Source organism: Dyella sp. BiH032, assembly GCF_031954525.1.
Taxonomy (GTDB): Bacteria; Pseudomonadota; Gammaproteobacteria; order Xanthomonadales; family Rhodanobacteraceae; genus Dyella_D.
Window position 1 is genome coordinate 674,491 of sequence record NZ_CP134867.1, and the last position, 20,199, is coordinate 694,689.

A 20,199-nucleotide genomic window follows, 5' to 3' on the forward strand; every position below is an offset into this window, starting at 1 on the left:
CGACCTTCCAGGGCGCTGACCCATCCAAGACATTCAAAGATCCATCCGGAGCACATCCATGAGCCAGGGCAAAGTTGTACAGATCATCGGCGCGGTCATCGACGTCGAGTTCGCACGCGATCAGGTGCCGCAGGTTTACGACGCGCTGAAGATCGACGGCACCGAGATCACGCTGGAAGTCCAGCAGGTGCTTGGCGACGGCGTGGTGCGCACCATCGCCCTGGGTTCCACCGACGGCCTGAAGCGCGGCCTCGTCGCGCGCAACACCGGCGAAGGCATCAAGGTGCCGGTCGGCAAGGCCACCCTGGGTCGCATCATGGACGTGCTCGGCAACCCGATCGACGAAGTCGGTCCGATCGAGGCGAAGGATCACTGGGTCATCCACCGTGAAGCCCCCAGCTACGACGACCAGGCGCTGGCCAACGAGCTGCTGGAAACCGGCATCAAGGTGATCGATCTGGTGTGCCCGTTCGCCAAGGGCGGCAAGGTCGGCCTGTTCGGCGGCGCCGGCGTGGGCAAGACCGTGAACATGCTGGAGCTGATCAACAATATCGCGACCCAGCATTCGGGTCTGTCGGTGTTTGCCGGCGTGGGCGAGCGTACCCGCGAAGGCAACGACTTCTATCACGAGATGCAGGACGCGGGCGTCGTCAAGATCGACAACCTGCCCGAGTCCAAGGTGGCGATGGTCTACGGCCAGATGAACGAGCCGCCGGGCAACCGCCTGCGCGTGGCTCTGACCGGCCTGACCATGGCCGAGTACTTCCGCGATGAGAAGGACGAGCACGGCAAGGGCCGTGACGTGCTGTTCTTCGTGGATAACATCTACCGCTACACGCTGGCCGGTACCGAAGTGTCCGCACTGCTCGGCCGTATGCCGTCGGCGGTGGGTTACCAGCCGACGTTGGCTGAGGAAATGGGCGTGCTGCAGGAGCGCATCACCTCGACCAAGACCGGTTCGATCACCTCGATCCAGGCCGTGTACGTGCCCGCGGACGACCTGACCGACCCGTCGCCGGCCACCACCTTTGCGCACTTGGATTCGACCGTCACCCTGTCGCGTAACATCGCTTCGCTCGGTATCTACCCGGCCGTGGATCCGCTGGACTCCACCAGCCGCCAGCTCGACCCGAACGTGGTCGGCGCGGAGCACTACGAGGTGGCGCGCAAGGTGCAGGGCATGTTGCAGCGCTACAAGGAACTGAAGGACATCATCGCGATCCTCGGCATGGACGAGCTGTCCGAAGAAGACAAGCAGGTGGTGTACCGCGCGCGCAAGTGCGAGCGCTTCTTCTCCCAGCCGTTCCACGTGGCCGAAGTGTTCACCGGCGCGCCGGGCAAGTACGTGACGCTGAAGGAAACCATCCGCGGCTTCAAGATGATCGTCGACGGCGAAGTCGACCACATCCCGGAGCAGGCGTTCTACATGGTCGGCGGCATCGACGAGGCCATCAAGAAGGCCGAGGACATGGCCGCGAAGAAGGCGGCCTGAGGATAGGGGCTGCGTCAGGGGAACGGTGAGCCGAAGCGTGCCGTTCTCCGTCCCCGATCCTGAGTTCCCGTCGAGCAGAGCGAGACAGACATGAGCCATACCCTTCGAGTCGACATCGTCAGTGCCGAAGCCGAGATCTTCCACGGCGAGGCCACGATGGTGGTCGCCACCGGTGAAATGGGCGAGCTGGGCATCGCGCCCCGCCACGCGCCGCTGATCACCCGCCTGAAGCCGGGCCACGTCGACGTGGTCCTCGCCAATGGCGAGCGTCAGCAGTTCTGGGTGTCCGGCGGCATTCTCGAGGTGCAGCCGCAGGTGGTGACGGTGCTGGCCGACACGGCCGCGCGCGCCGCCGACCTGGACGAGGCCGCAGCCCTGCAGGCCAAGAAGGAAGCGGAAGATGCCCTGGCCAACCGCACCGATGCGATGGAAATCGCCGAGGCGCAGGCCAAGCTGGCCGAGGCGCTCACCCAGCTTCAGGCGCTGGAGCGCCTGCGCAAGAACCTCAAGCACTGATCCCAGTAGGGCGCCACAGCCCCGACAGGATATGAAACGCCGGCCTTGTGCCGGCGTTTTCGTTTGGGCAAGGTGCGGGCGTGTCCGATCGGAGGTATGCATGGCAAGGATCTCCCGAGCCTTCCCCGCCGTTTCCGCCGCCTTGTTGGTCGGATGTCTCCACGTCACGACGCAGTCGTCCCCGCCGCCATCGGGAAGCGCCAACTGGCATGCGGTGCTCCCCGAGGGGACGGCACGCTACCAGCTGGCGATGGGCGAGGTATCGAGCGGCGCCGCGCCGGATCGTCGCGTGAACCCCATCTATCCGCCTTCGTTGCTGTCGCGCTGCCCGCCACCGGTGGAGGTGCGTGCATGGCTGGTGGTGGACGCAAGCGGCAAGGTCGCCGACGTGCGCGCGGATGACGAAGCCAGTGCGAATGCCGATCGTCGGTCTTACATCGACGCGGTGAAGGTCGCGGCGAGGCAGTGGTCGTTCGTGCCACTGAAGATCGATCGCTGGGCGGCGGACGCCAATGGTGAAAGTCATGTCGTCGACAGCGAGACCCGGCCGTTCAGCCTCGCCTACGACTTTCGCTTCGAATGCCACTCGGGTGCGGCGCAGGTCACGACCGGCGACGCTCCGTCAGCCAGCGGTCATGGATCGGAATAGTCGGCTGCTATGCTGCCGCGCTAAGCAAAACTCGACGGGACAGCCATGAAGAACATGCCCCTGCACGTCATCGTCCTCGCCGCCGGCGAGGGCAAGCGCATGAAATCGAAAAAGGCCAAGGTGCTGATGCCGCTGGCGGGCCGCCCGCTGCTGGCCCACGTGCTCTCGGCCGCACGCGCGCTGTCCGCGGAGCAGATCCACGTGGTCTATGGCCATGGTGGCGATCAGGTGCTCGCAGCCTTCGAAGGCCAGCCCGACCTGCGCTGGGTGCTGCAGGCGGAGCGCCTCGGCACGGGCCACGCCGTCGCGCAGGCGCTGCGCGAGGTGCCGGATCATGCGGCCGTGCTGGTGCTGTACGGCGACGTTCCGCTCACCCAGCCCGCCACCTTGCGTCGCCTGGTGGAGGCTGACCAGCCGCTTACCGTGCTCGCCACGCGCGTGGCCGATCCGCGCGGCTACGGCCGCGTGCTGCTGGATGGCAGCGGCTTCGTGCGGGCCATCGTGGAGGAGAAGGACGCCAACGACGAGCAGCGTGCGATCGACCTGATCAATACCGGCATCGTCGCCGCCGACGCGGCTTCGCTGAAGCGTTGGACCAACCGGCTCGACCGCAACAACGCGCAGGGCGAGTATTACCTCACCGACATCTTCGCGATGGCGGCCACTGAAAGCCGCCCGGCCTTCTGCGTCGAATGCGACGATGAAATGGAGGCGGCCGGGGCCAACAACCCGTGGCAGCTGACCGAACTGGAAGCCGTCTATCGCCAGCGCGCCGCCAGGGCGCTCGCGCTCGAGGGCGTGCGCATCGCCGATCCCGCGCGTATCGATGTGCGCGGATCCGTCACGGTCGAGTGCGACGTCGACATCGATATCGACGTCATCCTGGAAGGCGAGGTGCATCTCGGCGAAGACGTGCGCGTGGGTCCATTCAGCCGACTCAAGGATGTCCACCTCGCGGCCGGCACGATCGTGCAGGCGCACTGCGATCTCGAGGGCGTGGTGACTCACGGGCCATGCGTCATCGGCCCGTTCGCACGCCTGCGTCCCGGGACGGAGCTGGCGGCCGGCGTACACATCGGCAACTTCGTCGAGACAAAAAAGGCTCGCCTGGGCGAAGGCAGCAAGGCCAACCACCTGACCTACCTCGGCGATACGGTGGTCGGCAGCAAGGTGAACATCGGCGCTGGCACCATCACCTGCAACTACGACGGCGTGAACAAGAGCCTCACGCAGATCGACGATGGTGCATTCATTGGGTCCAATACCGCTCTGGTGGCGCCGGTCCGGGTGGGCCAGAACGCGACGATCGGCGCGGGCTCCGTGATCACCAAGGACGCGCCCGCCGGTGAACTCACCATCGCGCGCGGCCGTCAGGCCACGCTGCACGGGTGGAAGCGGCCGGAGAAGAAGTAGCCGCCCTTCCACGAATCGGACAAGGAGTGTCTTGCATGATCTCTTATCGGTACCTGGTCGCCATGACCTTGTTCCTCGCCGCGGTCTTGGTTTCCGTCCATGCGGAACCGCAGCAGCGCACACTCACGGGACCACCGTCGCATTACCTGTCCACGCAGGGCGAGGATTTCCGGCTAGTGCCAGCGCACCCGCGCGACGGCGCGGGCCGCCCCATCACCCGCCTGCCGGCCACGCGCATTGAACTCAAGGACGAGGAGGGCGAGTGGGAGCAGGTGCGCGACGCGGACATCCCGCCGTTCGCGCTTCCCTTGGCGGACGAGGTGCGCCCCCAGCTGCAACTCTTCTACGCCAGCGCTACCGGCTGGATGGTGGTGCCTCGCGGATGGAAGCCGCGGCGTACGGCGGTGGGCGTGGATGGCAATACGATTTTCAGTTTCGTCGCGCCTGACGGCGCGGCAGCGGGCTGGATGAGCTGGACGCTCTATCCTGCTTGCCTCGGCTGCATCTACGAGGCTGCGCAGGGCCTGTTTCCAGGTGCGCACAAGGCATTGGACGAGCTGATGGAAACCCGGACGCCGGAGCCCTCGCTCGAACCCAGGCCCGACACGCTCGAGCGCCTGGATCGCTGCACCGTGCGCCTCGCTTATCGCCTGCCGGCTTCGCCACCCGTGCGCGCGATGGCAGTGTTCGACCAGACCGGCGACCCGTTCTATCGAGAGCTCGCCGTTGGAGTGCCCGAATCCCGTTCGGCGCTGGCCGCCTCTCTACTGGCCTCGTTCCAGAGTGCCCACGGCGGATGCGGAAAGCCGTGAGCCACCAGCGCGCTCACGCGTAGCGCCAGCCGTCGATCTCCACCAGCAGTTCACGGCGACAGACGTCGCCGTGCAGCAGCAGCACCGGTACGCCGGGCAGGCGCGAGGCGAGGAAGTCGATCACGCGTGGCGCATCGATGGCGTGGCGCACGTAGGCCTTGAGCGGTGAATGCGTATCGAATCCGGCCGGCATGCCTGCATGCGCGAGCAGTGTTTCCAGATTTGCGAGCGTCTCGCCCAGCTGTGCGTCGAGATCGTCCTCATGCGCGGAGCTATGGCCGACGACCGCGGCCGTACCGGAAATCGCCAGGGCGTCCTGGCCGGGCAGCGCCATGCCGCGCGCGAAGCTGGGCGGCGTGCGGCCATATTGGCGCGGATACCTCCACGCGCTGACCTGGCGCGGGTTCTCGACGCGGGCGCCGGGAGCATCACAGGCCAGCAGATAGACCTGCAGGCGATCGGTACCGCCATGGTGGCCGATGGCGGTGGCCGCCGGAAAGCCGTCGCTGAAGAACTGCCCCATGCCCGCGGCACGGCCTTCGCAGAACAGCTTGTAGCGTTCGCTGTCGCCTTCGCCTTCGTTGATCGCGCCCAGGTAGTTCCAGATGCGCTGCACGTGGCGGGGGGCGCGTGCGCCGAGGAACTCGCGCAGCTGCCGGTACGCATGCTCGGCGGTGTCGCGTGGACCGCCATGCGTGCCTTCGTCCAGTTCGATGGCAGCGAACAGCCAGCCCTGGCCTTCGGCCCAGCGAACATCGCCCTCGCGGCCGGTGGCCACGGGCCCGTCCACCTGCCACACCTCAAGCGGCGTCGGCGCGTCCAGGCCTTCCAAGGGAACGCCCAGATAGCGCGGGTCGTCGTGCGAGGGGGCCCCGGCGCCGAACCCGAACGCTGCCAGCGTGCCCGTTTCGGCGAGCACGTCGGCCAGGGATTCGTGGCGATAGGAGACCCGGGGAGCCCGCCGCTCGAGAGCGGTCGGTAGAGCGCTTTCTGAACCCTTAGCCATGCACCGTCACCAGGGACAACAGGGTCGCTATGTTACACTGCCGCTCCTTGCCGACCGGGAGAAGCCGACCGGAGAGGCATGTACGGCGCAGTACGGGACGAGCATGGCAGAGCAGACCGCGGCACAACGTGAATTGGCGACCCTGATCGTCGAAAGCCTCAACCTGGAGGCGGTCGAACCCGCCCGGATCGATCCCGACGCACCGCTCTTCGGCGGCGACCTTGGCCTGGATTCCATCGATGCCCTGGAGATCGCTCTGGCGGTTTCCAAGAAGTATGGGTTCCAGCTCCGCTCGGACAATCCGGACAACCGCGCGATCTTCGCCAGCCTGCGGTCGCTCTCCGAGCACGTCGAAAAACACCGCACCGCCGCCTGAGCCGCGCTGACGATGCCCGGCGCTGAAGGCATCCTTCGTCTCCTCTCCTGGCGCACGCCGGTGGCCGCATGATGCCGACCTATCTCGTTTCCATGCGTGTCGAGCCTTCGCATCCCTGCCTGCCGGGCCATTTCCCCGGCCATCCGCTGGTACCTGGTGTCGTCCTGCTGGAAAAAGTAGCGGACGCGCTGCGCGACTGGCGTGGGCAGCGCGTGGCGCGCATCGTGGAAGCGAAGTTCATCGCGCCGCTGTTTCCCGGCGAGACCGCCGAAATCACGATGAGCGAGACCGGCACGCGGGTGCGTTTCGAGATCCGCCGTGACGACGTGCTGCTTGCGCGCGGCCAGGTCGAGGGAAGCCAGATCGAGGAAGCGCTCGCATGAGCGGGCATTGGCAGAGTCGCCCGGAAGGCGGCGGACGCTTCGCACTGTGGCTGATCCGCAGCATCGCACTGTACGGCGGGCGCGGGTTCGCACGCCTGTTCCTCTATCCCATCACGCTGTACTTCTACCTTCGCCGCAAGCCGGAGCGAGAGGCCTCGCGGCAGTTCCTCGAACGTGTTCTGCCGCATCGCGTGACCACCTGGCATGTGCTGAAGCACATCCACTGCTTCGCGGCGACCATGCTGGATCGCGTATTCCTGCTGGCGCGGGGCGAGAAAGGTTTCGCTATCGAGGTGGAAGGGCTCGAGGCGCTGACGGAACGCATCGGGCGGGGACGTGGCGTCCTTCTGTTCGGCTCGCACCAGGGCAGTTTCGAGGCGCTGCGCGCGATCAGCACGCGGCGTCCGGACATCCCGCTGCGCGTGCTGCTCGACAAGCAGAAGACGCCCGCGCTGACCGAACTGCTCGAGGCGCTGGCCCCCGGCATCGGCGACAAAGTCATCGATGCATCGAAGGACGGCACCTCGGTGGCGCTGGAAATGGCCGAAGCCTGCGAGCAGGGCGCGATGGTGGCACTGCTGGCCGATCGCGGCCGCGAGCACGAGGTGCTTCGGCGTGCCGAGCTGCTGGACCGGCCTGCACCGTTCCCGGTCAGCCCGTGGCTGCTGGCGCATACCATGGGGGTGCCGGTGGTGCTTTGCTTCGGCCTCTACCAGGGCGGCAATCGTTACCGTCTGGTTTTCGAAATCTTCGCGGACCGCGTCGAGATTCCCCGCGGGGACCGCGCGGCGGCGCTGGACGCGGTCATCGCGCGTTACGCGCGGCGCGTCGAGCATTACATCCACGAAGCCCCCTACAACTGGTTCAACTTCTATGATTTCTGGCAGCAAGACCTGCATGCTCCTGCTCGGCCTGGCTCTGCCGTGCTGGGTCAGCGCAGCGCCGGCTGAGCGTGATGCCCAGGCGCTGATCGCTTCGCTGGCTCGTCCCGCGCCGGCCCGCACGCCGTTCGCGGAAGCGCGTTTCATGAAGGTGCTGGAGCAGCCGCTGGTCGTGTCCGGCGAGCTGGGCTGGCTGGGTGGCGACAAGCTCGAGCGGCGAGTGGATCGACCGACGAAGGAAGTCTCCACTATCGCCGATGGCGAAGTGACGCAGCAGCGCGATGGCCGCAAGCCGCGCAGTTTTTCGCTCAAGCGCGCCCCCCAGCTTCAGGTACTGCTGGACAGTTTCGTGGCGTTGCTCGGCGGCGACGCCTCGCGCCTGAGCCAGGCCTTCGAAGTCCGGCACGAAAGCCGTGCCGGCGGTTGGACGCTTACGCTGACACCGCGCGATCCCCGCGTCGCCAAGGCCATTGCCAGCATCGAGATCGATGGGCGCGACAGCGAGCCGCGCTGCATGCGCATGCAGGAAGCCGACGGCGACCTCGCCGTGGATCTCCTGGGCGAGCTGGCAACCCGCATGCCTTCGTCGCCCTCGCGCGAAGCTCTTTCCGCTTTGTGCAAAGGCGACGGCTGAGCATGGGGCGCCGGGGCAAGGCCCTATTGCTCCTGGCGTGGCTGGTGATGCTCGCCGGCCTGGGCGTGCTGGTGTCCCAGCGGCTCAAGGTGAGCGGCGATCTGCGCGATTTCATGCCCACCCCCACGACCTTCGAGCAGCGATTGCTGATGGAACAGGTCGGCGACGGCCCCGGTTCGCGGGTGCTGCTGCTGGCGATCGATGGCGGCGACGACGCCAGTCTGGCGGGGTTGAGTCAGGGCCTCGTCGCGGCGCTGCGCGGCGATCCGCGCTACACGCAGGTACTCAACGGCAGCTTCGACCTGACCGCGCTGGACGAACAACTGCTGCCGTACCGCTATCTGCTGTCGCCGACGCTCGATACGGAGCATTACGACGAAGCGTTTCTCGCCGACCAGTTGGAACAGCGGCTGGACGATCTTTCATCGCCGGCGGCAACGCTGTTGAAGGGGCTGCTGCCGCGCGACCCCACGCTGGAAGTGCTCAAGCTCGCCGAACGCTGGACGCCGCCGCGCACGCCGGACGTGCGCGAGGGTGTGTGGTTTTCCTCGCGCGGCGAAGCCTTGCTGGTGGTGCAGACGCGGGCGGCAGGATTCGACCCCACGGCGCAGGGCGAGGCCGTTGCGGGCATCGAACGGGCCTTCCGCGGATTGCGGGGCGCCGCCGCCGCGCGGCTGACCGTCAGCGGCCCGGGCTACTTCAGCGTCGTGGTGAGCGAGCAGACCCGGCGCCAGGCCGAATGGATCGGCAACGTATCCACCGCGGGTTTCATCCTGCTGTTGCTGCTCGCCTACCGCAGCGTCGGTTCCTTATTGCTCTCGGCGCTGCCGATCGCGAGCGCCGCGCTGGCGGGCATCGCCGCCCTGGTGTTGGTGTTCCCGCAGGTGCACGGCATCACGCTCGCTTTTGGCTTCACGCTGCTCGGTGTGGCGCAGGAGTATCCCATCCGTGTGCTCAGCCATCGCCGGGCCGGGGAGGATGCGATGGCCAGCGTGCGCGTCCTATGGCCGCTGCTGCTGACTGCGATCGCATCGGCCTGCATTGCGTATCTCGCGTTCTACGCGTCGGGCGTCAATGGCTTGCAGCAGCTGGCGGTGTTCACCATCACCGGCCTGCTAGTGGCCGGACTGTGTACGCGTTATCTGTTGCCGCGTCTGCTCCCGGAACGCATCCGCGATGTCGCGGACATGCCATGGCTGGCGCGCGCCCGTGCTTTCTTCGACCGCCTGCCGCGACCACGCTGGCTGCCCGCGGCGGTTGCCGTGGCCATCGCCTTGGCGTTGACGCTCGCGCCGGGGGCTTTCTGGCAGAACGACCTCGCGGCGCTCACGCCGCTGCCGCAGGACCTGCTGCAGCGCGATGCCCGTCTGCGCGAGGCGCTCGGCGCGCCCGACGTGCGTTACCTGCTGGTGCTCCAGGCCGGCGATGCGCAAGGTGTGCTGCGCCTCTCGGAGCAGCTGGAGTCGAAGGCCGATGCGTTGGTAAGCCGGCATGCCGTAGATGCCGTGGAGTTGCCATCCCGCTTCCTGCCGAGCACGGCGCGCCAGCTGGCGCGGCAGGGCCAGTTGCCGGATGGCGACAGCCTTCGCGCCGCGCTCGCTCAGACCGCGCAGGGCATGCCGTTTCGCAAGGATCTGTTCGAACCCTTCGTCGCGGACGTGGAAAAGGCGCGCAGCCTGCCGCCACTGACGCCGGATGTCTTCATGAGAAGCGCGCTGGGCCAGCGCCTGGCGGCCATGCTGGTGCAGCGCGAAGATCGGTGGCTCGGCCTGGGCACGCTCAGCGGCGTGCATGACGTTGCCGCGCTCCAAGCGTTGGCGAAAGAAAGCGGTGGCACCGTCCGCCTGCTGGATCTCAAGCAGGCGTCCGAATCCTTGGTGGCCGATTACCGCACGCGGATTCTCCATGCGCTCGTGGCCGCTACGGTGTTGCTGGTGCTCACCATCGTCTTCGCATTGCGAGGCGTTCGGCGCGCCTGGCACGTGCTCGCACCGATGACGCTGGCCACTTTTCTGGTATTGGCGGTGGAACGTGCCGCAGGTATCGAGATATCCCTGTTTCACCTGGTGGCACTGACGCTTGCCGCCGGCCTCGGCCTGCACTATGCGCTGTTCTTCGAGCGCGATACCGGCGATGCCGCCGAGCAGCGCCGCACCTTGCACGCTACCCTGGTGTGCGTGGCCTCCGCGCTGCTCGTGTTCGGCATGTTTGCCTGGAGCAGCATCCCCGTGCTGCGCGCCATCGGCCTTACGGTCAGCCTGGGCGTCGCTTTTCATTTCTGCCTTTCCACCCTGATGGCGCCACACGCGAACCATGCTCGAACGGACTGACTGGGCCCACCTGATTCCCCATGCGGGCGGCATGTGCCTGCTCGACACCGTGCTCGCATGGGATGCCACGCACATCCACGCGATCAGCGACAGTCACGCGGATGAGGCGCATCCGCTACGTTCGCCGCAAGGTCTTCATGCGGTTCACCTGTCCGAATACGGTGCGCAGGCGATGGCCGTGCACGGCGCGCTGGCTGCGCGGGCGCGGGGCGACGAGGGCGTGCGCCAGGGGCGCCTGGTGAGCCTGCGCGACGTCATGCTGGCCGTCACCTACGTCGACGCTCGCGGCGGCTGTCTGGACGTCCATGCGGAGCAGTTGTTCGCCGACGAGGGCGGCGCGCAGTATGCGTTCCGTGTGGTGCAAGCCGGGCGCGAGCTGGCGAGCGGTCGCGCCGCAGTGATCTACGTCGCCGGCTGAGTTTTCAGGCCGGCGCGGCGGTGTCGAACACGATGGGGCGGCTGGCGCGGGAACGCCGGTAGCTGGTCCAGACATCGCCGTAATGCACCACGCGGCCGACGGTATAGGTGGTGATGCGCACCACGTCGCGCACGGGGTTGAAATGGCTGAGGCGGAACTCGCCCTGGTAGCGCGACGCGATCGGCACCGACGCCACCCCAAGCCCTTTCTCGCGCGACGCGGCGATGAGGATGGCGGCCTCGAACACGAAGTTTTCCGCCGGCAGGTCCACCAGGTCCAAGGCCGCGCGCGGATACCAGCGCTGTCCGCTCTGCGTATCCGCTACCGGCTGCGCACAGGCCCAGGAGATACCCCAGTCGGCGAATGCGTTGGCGAAGCGCCGCGCCTTGGGCTGCTGTGCCTTGTCGATCAGCCGGGCGCCGATGACGATGTGGTTCGGGTAGCGCTGCGCGGCGGCCACGATGCGCGGCACGTCGCTGGCCAGATGCTGCCCATCGCCGTCCATGGTGACGACAGCGTCGAAGCCCTGGCGCAGCGCCTCGCGAAAACCGGTGCGCAATGCTTCGCCCTTGCCCTTGCGCTCCGTGTGGCGCAGCAGGGTGACCGGCAGCTCGGCGACGATCGCCGGAGTGCGGTCGTCGGAGCCGTCGTCGACGACGATGACGGGCGCGCCCAGCGCGACCACCGAGCCGACGACATCCTTGATGGCCGCCTCTTCATTGAGGCAGGGAATGAGCACGCACCAGCGTGTGGCCGGGGAATTCAAGCGAGGTTCTCCCTTTCGATATGCAGGCCCAGCGTTCCGGCTGCGGCGATGTGGCAATGACGGCCGTGACCGGCCAGAAGGCTGAGCAGCGGCAGGGCTGCGGCGGCGGTTGCGTTCGCTTCCAGCCACGCCGGAGGCAGTATCGGCGGCGGTGAGGCGGTGGCCGCGTCTCGCGAGACTTGCAGTGCGAGGGTGGCGACCGTGCGCGGGGAAACGTCCGGTGACAGCACCAGGGCGCAGCCGAACGCTTGTGTGCTGTGGGTCACGTCGCCCAGCGGGCCGGTGCCGGCGACATCCGCGCAGACGAAGAGCACGGGCTGGCTGTCGGCGAGCACCTGCATCGCGGATTCCAGCAGTCCGGCACCCAGGGTGTCGCGGTAGGCGCAGACGGCGGACGAAGGCGCGTGACATCCCGTGGCAATGGTCCAGTAGCCGGCCGGTGCGTTGTGCACGGAGTTGTGGAAGCGGGTCGGCGACAGCTCAGTCGGCGCGCGTGCGAGTGTTTCGCACATGTAGTCGGTGATGGTCTGGTCGCCGAAAGCCGAGCCGAAGACGCAGGCCAGCCCGCCGGCGTCGCGGCCGCTCATCGCCACTGCCTGGCCCGCCACCTCGACGGCCAGCAGCACGCTCTCGGGCGCCCGGCGGCGCTCGGTGGCCGGAAGCGTGGCGGCGGGTGGTTTCGCGCCAGGGACGGCCGCCGGCGTGCCGGCAAGCCATGTGTGCAGGGCGGGGAAGTCGGCCAGCTGCGGCGACCACAGGCCGATGCCTTCCACGTGAATCCGCAGGCCACTCATGCCGCCGCCTCGCCGAACGCGAGGCAGGCATTGTTGCCGCCGAAGCCGAAAGAGTTGCTCAAGGCGATGTGCACGTCGCGGCGTTCGTTGTGCCAGGCGAACTGCGGGCCGCAGACCGGATCAGGTTGGTCTCCACCGAGGTTGCCCGGCACCAGCCCATGCTCGATCGCCAGGAGCGCGAAGGCCGCTTCGACGATGCCTGCGGCACCCAGCGTATGGCCGGTGTATCCCTTGGTGGAACTGGCGCGCGTGCGGGCGGGAAAGACGCGCCCGATCAGCGTCGCTTCGACCTCGTCGTTCTTCAGGCTGGCCGTGCCATGGAGGTTGATGTAGTCCACCTGGTCCGCGTCCAGGCCGGCGCGCTGCAGCGCATCGCGCAGCGCCATGTCCGCGCCGAGGCCCTCCGGATGGGGAGTGGACATGTGGTGCGCGTCGCTGGATTCGCCGTAGCCCAGCAGGCGAGGTACCGCAGGCGCCGCCTCCACGCGTTCCAGCAGCGCAAAGCCGGCCGCCTCGCCGAGCGAGAGTCCCCGTCGCGTCCGGTCGAACGGACGGCAGGGTTCCGGCGATACCAGTTCTAGCGAGTTGAAGCCGAACAGTACGCTGCCGCACAACGTGTCCACGCCGCCGACTACCGCCGCATCGGCGACGCCGAGGCGGATCATGCGTTCGGCGCAGGCGAACACCTTGGCGCTCGACGAACAGGCCGTCGACACGGTCAGCGCCGGGCCGTGCAGGTCCAGCGCTTCGGCCACGAAAGCGGTCAGCGAATGCGGCATGTGCACGCCGGGGCGGGCGAGGTCAGCCGGGAACCGGCCATCCTCCAGCCGCCGATAGGCTTCCTCGGTGGCGCCGATGCTCGCGGTGGAGGTGCCCAGCACGAGGGCGACGCGGTCCGCGCCGTACCGGTGGATGGCTTCCCGTACGCGGTCGACGAAAGCGTCCTGATTCAGGCCCAGCCAGGCGAGGCGGTTGTTGCGGCATTCCCAGGATGCGAGGTGGGCGGGCAGCGGGGAGTCCTCGACGCCGGGCACGCGCCCGATCCAGCAGGCGAGGGGCGCATCGCCGAAATCGTTCGGACGCAGGCCGCTGCGCGCCGACTCGACCGCGCGCAGGTGATCGCCGAGGCCCCGGCCCAGTGCGGAAGTGGCGGTATAGGCGCGGACGGCGAGAGGTGAGATGGGTTCTGGCATCGCGGGAGACTAGCGAGCGGCCGCAGGCTATGCCCAGTGCGGCCGTTCCGGGTGTTCATGTTCCATCCTTTTTAGTGCATTGCGGCTTTCACAAGCCTTGCCCACACTGCGCTTCTTTGCCGGATCCCACCGTGTCGTCCTTTCTCGCCCCTCTCAAGCGCGGGCCGTGGCGCCATGCGCGCGACCGCGACCTGATCCACGTGGCGGCCGTCGCCGCGGTGGCCGTCACCGCCAGCCTGGGTCTGGTATGGCTGGTCTACGCCGCGTACGTCTGGCGGATCGCATCGGCCAGCCCGCTCGCGCCGCCGGACTGCCGCGATCTGCTGGTGTTCGGGCGCCGCTTGGCGGGCGACCGGCCAGAGCGCGACTTTCGCCTGCGTCTGGAGCGCGCGCTCGTGCTGGTCGGGCAAGGCCGCGTGCGGCGGCTGTTCCTGCTGGGCGGACGCAGCGGCGGCCGCGTCAGTGAAGCGGCGGCGGGCGCTGCCTGGCTGCGCGAGCACGGCTTGCCGCCGGAGGTGATCCCGCGGCTGGAGCAGGCCTCGACCGATTCACTCGACAACCTGCGCCATGCACGCAGTCTTCTGCGCGAGGAAGGCGCGGACCGCGCTTTGCCGCCGGTGGGGCTCGTCACCAGCCGCTATCACCTCCCGCGGTGCCTGCTGCTGGCCCGTTGGCTTGGCTTCGAGTCCGGCGTAGCAGTGGCGGCGGAAGAGCGCTTCCAGCTCGACGGCCGCTACGCGTTCCGATTGTTCGTGGAGGCGGCCTACGTCATGTGGATCGACCTGGGCCTGCGCTGGGCGCGGCTGACCGGACAGGAGCGGCTGCTCATGCGCGTGCGCTGAGCCGCGACGCCGGGCCGCATCGGCGCATGTCCGCGCGGCTTGCTAATCTCCCGCCGTCTCTTTCCTCCCCGGACACTACGATGAGCCAGCAAGTCGACCGCGCCGAACAGTTTCTTCGCGAGCTGCAGGACCGCATCTGCGCGGCGATCGAACAGGTGGACGGCCAGTCGACATTCGTGGAGGACGCGTGGACGCGTCCGGCAGGTGGCGGCGGGCGCACACGCGTGCTGCGCGATGGCGCGGTGTTCGAACAGGCTGGGGTGAACTTCTCACGAGTGCACGGCAACCAGCTACCGCCCAGCGCTACCGCGCACCGGCCCGAGCTGGCCGGCGGCAGCTTCGTTGCGACCGGCGTGTCGCTGGTCTTGCATCCGCGCAATCCGTACCTGCCCACCACGCACGCGAACGTCCGCTATTTCGAAGCCGGCAAGGAAGGACTGGAGCCGGTGTGGTGGTTCGGCGGCGGCTTCGACCTGACGCCGTTCTATCCGTTCGACGAGGATGTGGCGCACTGGCACGCCGTCGCGCGCGATCTGTGCGCGCCGTTCGGAAGCGACGTGTATCCGCGTTACAAGCGATGGTGCGACGAGTACTTCTACCTGAAGCACCGCGGCGAAACGCGCGGCGTGGGTGGCTTGTTCTATGACGACTTGAGCGAAGGCGGTTTCGAGCGCTGCTTCGACTTCACGAAAGCGGTCGGGCAGGGCTTTCTCGATGCCTATCTGCCGATCGCCGAGCGTCGCAAGGACCTGCCGTATGGCGAGCGCGAGCGGGAGTTCCAGCTGTACCGGCGCGGCCGCTACGTGGAATTCAATCTTGTGTACGACCGCGGCACGCTGTTCGGTTTGCAGTCGGGCGGTCGGACCGAGTCGATCCTGATGAGCCTTCCGCCGCGCGTGCGCTTCGAATACGCCTACACACCAGAGCCCGGTTCGCCGGAAGCGCGGCTGTCGGACTACCTCAAGCCGCGCGACTGGATCTGACCGGAGCGGGCGGCCCGGCGCCGCCCTGTCGCGCCGGCGTCAGTCGTCCGAAGACGGCATGTCGCCGCTGAACTTCGTCGGCGTGGCGCCCTTGACCGGGCCGATCTGCGCACTGTCGCTGACCTGCAGGATCACCTCGCGGCGGAATTCCAGCGTGCCCTGCACGATGGCATGGGGGCCGATCACCACGCGCGGGCGGCGGTTGTTGTTGTTGAACCAGCCGCCGGGCTTCTCCACCAGGATGCCGCCTTCGACGCGCGAGTTGTCGCCGACGATGATGTCCCCGTTGACCGTAGAGATGCCCTTGCCGACATGGGCGGCATCCAGGTGGATGCCGCCGTTGACGTTGGCCGCCTTGCCGGCGACGTCCGCGCCCTTGCCGAGGCGGATCGCGCCGTTGGTGGTGCCGACGTTGCCGCTTACCTTCGCGCCCGGGCCGAGGGAGGCGGAGCCGTTGACCGTGCTGATCTCGGTGGCCTGCGCCTGCGTACCAAGTTCCACCGAGCCGTTCACGGTGCTTGCCTTCTGCACCACGGCGTGGTCGCCCACGTGCACCGAGCCGTTCACCGTGCTGACGTCGCCAGCCTGCTGTCCGGTCTCGACGCGCACTGCGCCGTTGATCTTGTCGACGTCGTTGTCGCGCGCCTGGGAGGTCAGCGGCAGAGCCAGGACGAGGGCTAGGGCGAGCAGGGTGCGGCGCATGGCGGAACTCCTTGTTGAATGTTCTCCGTAGGATGCTCCAGGCGGGGCCTGGGTTTAGCATGACCTTCGACAGGGGCGGATTTGACGGGCACCGGGCCGCGCTTCACCATGCCGGTCTTTCCCCGCAGCCTACGAACGCCATGCACAAGCTCGTACTGATCCGCCACGGCCAATCCCAGTGGAACCTCGACAACCGCTTCAGCGGCTGGGCCGACGTCGACCTCACCGCACAGGGCATGGAAGAGGCCCGGGAGGCGGGGCGGCTGCTGAAGGAAGCCGGCTACCATTTCGATGTGGCGCATACCTCGGTGCTCAAGCGTGCCGTGCGCACGCTGTGGGGCGTGCAGGACGAGATGGGCCTGATGTGGATTCCGGTGGTCACCGACTGGCGCCTCAACGAGCGCCACTACGGCGCGCTCACCGGCTTGAACAAGGCGGAGACCGCGGCGAAGTTCGGCGAGGACCAGGTGAAGGTCTGGCGCCGCAGCTACGACATTCCCCCGCCGGCGCTGGATCGCGCGGCGAACGAGTCGGTCAGCGACCCGCGTTATGCGCTGCTCGATCCGAGCCTGATCCCGGACACCGAATGCCTGAAGGACACCGTCGCCCGCGTGCTGCCGTACTGGCATGACGTGCTGGCGCCGGCGATCCGCTCCGGGCAGCGCGTGGTCGTGGCGGCGCACGGTAATTCGTTGCGTGCGCTGGTGAAGTATCTCGACGGTATTTCCGACGAGGACATCGTCGAACTCAACATCCCCAATGGCGTGCCGCTGGTGTACGAGTTCGACGAGAACCTCAAGCCGCTGCGCCACTACTACCTGGGCGACGCCGATGCCATCGCGGCAAAGATGGCCGCCGTGGCCAACCAGGGCAAGGCCAAGTAAGGACGCTGCGATGCGGGTGACACGCGTCACCCGCGATGGCTGCGCGGCGTCAGTCGCCGTGTAGCCAGCCGGACGCTAGGCTCTGCTTCCATCCTCCACGAGCGAGTGCCGCCGATGGCTCCGAACATGATTCCTGCGCTGATGGTCCCGCTGGCGGCCTTCGCCATCTACCGGCGCGTGCGCGGCAACTTCGGGCCACAGCCGATCCGGCGCAAGCGGATGATTGCGCGCATCGCCATCCTCGCCGTCGTCACCGTGCTGTTCGCCCTGACGGGCCTGCACAATCCCATGCTGCTGGCCGGTTTCGCGGGAGGCGTCGCCGGCGGCGTGGTCCTGGGGCTGGTCGGCTTGAGCCTGACGGCATTCGGGCAGAACGAGCGCGGCGCGGATGTCTACATTCCGAACCCCTGGATCGGCGCCGCGCTTACCGTACTGCTGGTCGGCCGCCTGGCATGGCGCTTCGTGGAAGTGATGCCCCAGATCAAGGATCCGGCTCTCACCGCCGGCCACGCGCCGGCGATGGGCAGCCCGCTCACCCTGGCGGTGTTCGGGCTGATGGTGGGGTATTACGTGGCGTATTACGCCGGGCTGCTGATCCACCACCGGCGCTTCCAGCGGGAACGGGGCCTGCCGGCCGCCGAGGATTGATCAGAGCGCGTCGTTATCCAGCTCGCCGGTGCGGATGCGGATCACCTGGTCGAGCGCGCTGACGAAGATCTTGCCGTCGCCGATCTTGCCGGTGCGTGCAGCCTGCGAAATGGCTTCCACCACACGCTCGAGCTGTTCGTCCGTCACGGCAACCTCCAGCTTGATCTTGGGCAGGAAGTCGACCACGTATTCGGCGCCGCGATAGAGCTCGGTGTGGCCCTTCTGGCGGCCGAAGCCCTTCACCTCGGTCACGGTGATGCCCTGCACGCCCACCTCGGCCAGCGCCTCGCGCACGTCGTCGAGCTTGAAGGGTTTGATGATCGCCACCACCAGCTTCATGGGTTGTCCTCGTTGCAGGCCCCGAGCGGCCGACGGCCCGGGAAGCGCGCATTCTGCCCGGTAGGGGACGGATTTGTCGCCTGTGACGCGGGTGTGTAGGAAAATCCCTACAAGAATCAGCGGAGCCGGCCGATGGCGCACGAATTGAGCTTTTACCTAGACTTCATCCTGACGAGTTCGAGGTGCTGTCCATGATGGATAGGCAGGACATTGATCAGCTTGCCCTACGACTTGCCTCGTTGGTTCCGCCAGGATTGGCACAGGCGCATGAGGACCTCCGCGCCAACTTTTCCGATGTCCTGGCGCAAGGACTGCGCCGCCTCGACCTAGTCACCCGCGAGGAGTTCGACGTTCAGAGCCTCCTGCTGGCACGCACGCGCGCCAGGGTGGAAGCCCTGGAGCGACGAGTCGCCGATCTGGAGGCGCTTGCCGCGTCTCGCGGGGGCTAGCCCCTCTCCCTCCCGGGAGCCGTCCCCGGTCCGTCACCCTCACCCCGAGAACGACCGGGGGCGGTCAGTTTTTTTCCGCGACCCGCCCGTCCTGAATTCATCCGCCTCATGAGTCTTGCCGTCACCCTCAGCCGAGCCCAGGAGGGTGTGGCCGCTCCGCAAGTGATGGTGGAAGTACACCTCTCCGGCGGCCTGCCCAGTACCAACATCGTCGGCCTGCCCGAAGCCGCCGTGCGGGAGGCCCGCGACCGGGTGCGCGTGGCGATTCAGAGCACTGCCTTCGAGTATCCCAATCGCAGGGTCACGGTGAACCTGGCACCCGCCGAATTGCCCAAGGATGGCGGTCGCTTCGACCTGGCCATCGCCCTGGGCATCCTCGCGGCGGGCGGGCAGGTGCCCCGCGAAGGGTTGAGCGACTGCGAGTTCCTGGGCGAACTGGCGTTGTCCGGCACGTTGCGCGGGGTTTCGGGTGTCCTGCCCGCGTTGATGCGAGCCAGGGCGCACGGCCGGAAAGTCGTGGTGCCTCGCGCCAACGCGGCCGAGGCCGCGCTCATACCCGATGCCGACGTGCGCGTGGCCGATACGCTGGCGGACGTGTGCGGTTGGCTGCGCGGCATCCAGGAGCTTCCCGCGCCCGGCGCCGCGCCGCCCGTTTCGGAGGGCGAAACGAACGAGCGGGGGCCGGACCTGATGGACGTACGCGGGCAGCGCCAAGCCCGCCGGGCTCTGGAGATAGCCGCCGCCGGCGGCCATCATCTGCTGCTGATCGGCCCGCCCGGTACGGGCAAGACCATGCTGGCGGAGCGGCTGCCCGGGATCCTGCCGCCGATGAACGAATCGGAAGCGCTGGAGACCTGCGCCGTGCTGTCGGTCGCCGGTCAGTCGATCGATCCTGCCCAATGGCGGAGGCGGCCCTTCCGGGCTCCCCATCACACGGCTTCCGCCGTCGCGCTGGTGGGCGGCGGCTCGCAGCCGCGACCGGGCGAGATTTCGCTGGCGCATCACGGCGTGCTGTTCCTGGACGAACTGCCGGAGTACAGCCGGCATGTCCTCGATGTGCTGCGCGAGCCGCTCGAATCCGGTTCGATCGTCATTTCGCGTGCGGCGCGGCAGTCCACGTTCCCGGCACAGTTCCAGCTGGTAGCCGCGATGAACCCATGTCCCTGTGGTTATGCCGGCGATGCGCGGGAGCGCTGCCGCTGCACGCCGGACCAGGTGCGCCGATACCGCTCCCGCATTTCCGGCCCCCTGATGGACCGCATCGACCTATGCGTCGATGTGCCGCGCCAGCCCTTGAGCGAAGTGAGCGCCACGCGCGGCGAGCACGACGAAGACTCGGTTACCGTCCGTGCCCGGGTTGTAAGAGCCCGGCAACAGGCTCTGCTCCGTGCCGGGCGATGCAACGCCGAAATCAATACGCGCGAGCTGGAACGCGACTGCGCCCTGGGTGTCGCCGAGCGCGCCTGGTTCGAGGGTGCCCTGGAGCGCCTGGGGCTGTCGGCGCGGGCGTATCACCGGACCTTGCGCGTCGCGCGCACCATCGCCGACCTGGATGGCGGGGCAGCTTCGCTGCGGCGGGCGCATCTTGCCGAAGCGCTCCAGTATCGACGTTCTTTGGAAAATCAATGAATTGAGTCTGCGGCCGGAATATTTGTACTGACCGGTATTGACTCCAATCGGATTAGGATT

23 protein-coding genes are annotated in these 20,199 nt (G+C 67.7%); 17 read left to right on the forward strand and 6 right to left on the reverse strand.

What is annotated here, in order from left to right:
- The first annotated feature begins 58 nt into the window (after positions 1-58).
- The 5 genes from atpD (at position 59) to RKE25_RS02920 (ending at position 4,882) form a co-directional block, all read left to right on the forward strand.
- Entirely contained in the window at positions 59-1,492 is a 1,434-nt protein-coding gene (atpD, locus tag RKE25_RS02900) for a F0F1 ATP synthase subunit beta (protein ID WP_311840769.1), read from the forward strand.
- Positions 1,493-1,582: 90 nt separating this feature from the next.
- Positions 1,583-2,008, forward strand: a complete 426-nt coding sequence (locus RKE25_RS02905) for a F0F1 ATP synthase subunit epsilon (protein WP_311840770.1) — start codon at positions 1,583-1,585, stop codon at positions 2,006-2,008.
- 100 nt (positions 2,009-2,108) lie between these two features.
- Complete coding sequence (locus tag RKE25_RS02910; protein WP_311840771.1) at positions 2,109-2,657, forward strand: hypothetical protein; 549 nt, start codon at positions 2,109-2,111, stop codon at positions 2,655-2,657.
- Between the two features lie 45 nt (positions 2,658-2,702).
- Entirely contained in the window at positions 2,703-4,070 is a 1,368-nt protein-coding gene (gene glmU / locus RKE25_RS02915; protein ID WP_311840772.1) for a bifunctional UDP-N-acetylglucosamine diphosphorylase/glucosamine-1-phosphate N-acetyltransferase GlmU, read from the forward strand.
- Between the two features lie 35 nt (positions 4,071-4,105).
- Positions 4,106-4,882: a DUF4850 domain-containing protein gene (locus tag RKE25_RS02920; protein WP_311840773.1), complete on the forward strand. Its 777-nt coding sequence runs from the start codon at positions 4,106-4,108 to the stop codon at positions 4,880-4,882.
- Between the two features lie 13 nt (positions 4,883-4,895).
- Here RKE25_RS02920 and RKE25_RS02925 read toward each other — a convergent pair whose 3' ends face one another.
- Positions 4,896-5,888: a pteridine-dependent deoxygenase gene (locus tag RKE25_RS02925; protein ID WP_311840774.1), complete on the reverse strand. Its 993-nt coding sequence runs from the start codon at positions 5,886-5,888 to the stop codon at positions 4,896-4,898.
- Positions 5,889-5,991: 103 nt separating this feature from the next.
- Between RKE25_RS02925 and RKE25_RS02930 the strand changes: the two genes are divergently transcribed.
- From RKE25_RS02930 to RKE25_RS02955, 6 genes are all read left to right on the forward strand, one after another.
- Positions 5,992-6,264, forward strand: coding sequence for a phosphopantetheine-binding protein (locus tag RKE25_RS02930; RefSeq protein WP_311840775.1), 273 nt, complete (start codon positions 5,992-5,994; stop codon positions 6,262-6,264).
- Positions 6,265-6,332: 68 nt separating this feature from the next.
- Positions 6,333-6,647 (forward strand): hydroxymyristoyl-ACP dehydratase, encoded by a 315-nt coding sequence (locus RKE25_RS02935; protein WP_311840776.1) that lies wholly within the window; start codon positions 6,333-6,335, stop codon positions 6,645-6,647.
- Positions 6,644-7,597, forward strand: coding sequence for an acyltransferase (locus RKE25_RS02940; protein WP_311840777.1), 954 nt, complete (start codon positions 6,644-6,646; stop codon positions 7,595-7,597). The genes RKE25_RS02935 and RKE25_RS02940 overlap by 4 nt, the downstream gene beginning before the upstream one ends.
- Positions 7,545-8,162, forward strand: a complete 618-nt coding sequence (locus RKE25_RS02945) for a LolA-related protein (protein ID WP_311840778.1) — start codon at positions 7,545-7,547, stop codon at positions 8,160-8,162. The genes RKE25_RS02940 and RKE25_RS02945 overlap by 53 nt, the downstream gene beginning before the upstream one ends.
- A gap of 2 nt (positions 8,163-8,164) precedes the next feature.
- The gene (locus tag RKE25_RS02950) at positions 8,165-10,492 is read left to right on the forward strand and encodes an MMPL family transporter (protein WP_311840779.1); all 2,328 of its coding nucleotides are present in this window, start codon (positions 8,165-8,167) and stop codon (positions 10,490-10,492) included.
- A complete protein-coding gene (locus RKE25_RS02955) occupies positions 10,476-10,910 on the forward strand; it encodes a phosphotransferase (protein ID WP_311840780.1) in 435 nt (144 codons plus the stop codon). Before RKE25_RS02950 ends, RKE25_RS02955 begins: the two co-directional genes overlap by 17 nt.
- A 4-nt stretch (positions 10,911-10,914) precedes the next feature.
- Here the strand turns inward: RKE25_RS02955 and RKE25_RS02960 are convergent, their stop codons facing one another.
- From RKE25_RS02960 to RKE25_RS02970, 3 genes are read right to left on the reverse strand one after another with little or no spacing between them, the layout of a single operon-like run.
- Positions 10,915-11,676, reverse strand: a complete 762-nt coding sequence (locus RKE25_RS02960; protein WP_311840781.1) for a glycosyltransferase family 2 protein — start codon at positions 11,674-11,676, stop codon at positions 10,915-10,917.
- On the reverse strand, positions 11,673-12,470 hold the full coding sequence (locus tag RKE25_RS02965) for a beta-ketoacyl synthase chain length factor (protein WP_311840782.1): 798 nt from the start codon (positions 12,468-12,470) through the stop codon (positions 11,673-11,675). Before RKE25_RS02965 ends, RKE25_RS02960 begins: the two co-directional genes overlap by 4 nt.
- Positions 12,467-13,663, reverse strand: a complete 1,197-nt coding sequence (locus RKE25_RS02970; RefSeq protein WP_311840783.1) for a beta-ketoacyl-[acyl-carrier-protein] synthase family protein — start codon at positions 13,661-13,663, stop codon at positions 12,467-12,469. The genes RKE25_RS02965 and RKE25_RS02970 overlap by 4 nt, the downstream gene beginning before the upstream one ends.
- 131 nt (positions 13,664-13,794) lie before the next feature.
- On the opposite strand from RKE25_RS02970, the gene RKE25_RS02975 reads away from it, so the two are divergent.
- Positions 13,795-14,505 (forward strand): YdcF family protein, encoded by a 711-nt coding sequence (locus RKE25_RS02975; RefSeq protein ID WP_311840784.1) that lies wholly within the window; start codon positions 13,795-13,797, stop codon positions 14,503-14,505.
- 80 nt (positions 14,506-14,585) lie between these two features.
- Complete coding sequence (gene hemF, locus RKE25_RS02980; RefSeq protein WP_311840785.1) at positions 14,586-15,488, forward strand: oxygen-dependent coproporphyrinogen oxidase; 903 nt, start codon at positions 14,586-14,588, stop codon at positions 15,486-15,488.
- Between the two features lie 39 nt (positions 15,489-15,527).
- Here the strand turns inward: hemF and RKE25_RS02985 are convergent, their stop codons facing one another.
- On the reverse strand, positions 15,528-16,190 hold the full coding sequence (locus RKE25_RS02985; protein ID WP_311840786.1) for a hypothetical protein: 663 nt from the start codon (positions 16,188-16,190) through the stop codon (positions 15,528-15,530).
- A gap of 140 nt (positions 16,191-16,330) precedes the next feature.
- Here RKE25_RS02985 and gpmA point away from each other — a divergent pair, with 140 nt between their 5' ends.
- Both gpmA and RKE25_RS02995 read left to right on the forward strand, forming a co-directional pair.
- Positions 16,331-17,074 carry a 2,3-diphosphoglycerate-dependent phosphoglycerate mutase gene (gpmA, locus tag RKE25_RS02990; RefSeq protein ID WP_311840787.1) on the forward strand — a complete coding sequence of 248 codons (744 nt, stop codon included), beginning with the start codon at positions 16,331-16,333 and terminating at the stop codon, positions 17,072-17,074.
- A gap of 114 nt (positions 17,075-17,188) precedes the next feature.
- Complete coding sequence (locus RKE25_RS02995; protein WP_311840788.1) at positions 17,189-17,722, forward strand: DUF1453 domain-containing protein; 534 nt, start codon at positions 17,189-17,191, stop codon at positions 17,720-17,722.
- Here the strand turns inward: RKE25_RS02995 and glnK are convergent, their stop codons facing one another.
- A complete protein-coding gene (glnK, locus tag RKE25_RS03000; RefSeq protein WP_311840789.1) occupies positions 17,723-18,061 on the reverse strand; it encodes a P-II family nitrogen regulator in 339 nt (112 codons plus the stop codon).
- A gap of 191 nt (positions 18,062-18,252) precedes the next feature.
- Between glnK and RKE25_RS03005 the strand changes: the two genes are divergently transcribed.
- Together RKE25_RS03005 and RKE25_RS03010 are read left to right on the forward strand one after the other, a co-directional pair.
- A complete protein-coding gene (locus tag RKE25_RS03005) occupies positions 18,253-18,510 on the forward strand; it encodes an accessory factor UbiK family protein (RefSeq protein ID WP_167253335.1) in 258 nt (85 codons plus the stop codon).
- 108 nt (positions 18,511-18,618) lie between these two features.
- A complete protein-coding gene (locus RKE25_RS03010; RefSeq protein ID WP_311840790.1) occupies positions 18,619-20,139 on the forward strand; it encodes a YifB family Mg chelatase-like AAA ATPase in 1,521 nt (506 codons plus the stop codon).
- Positions 20,140-20,199 lie beyond the last annotated feature (60 nt).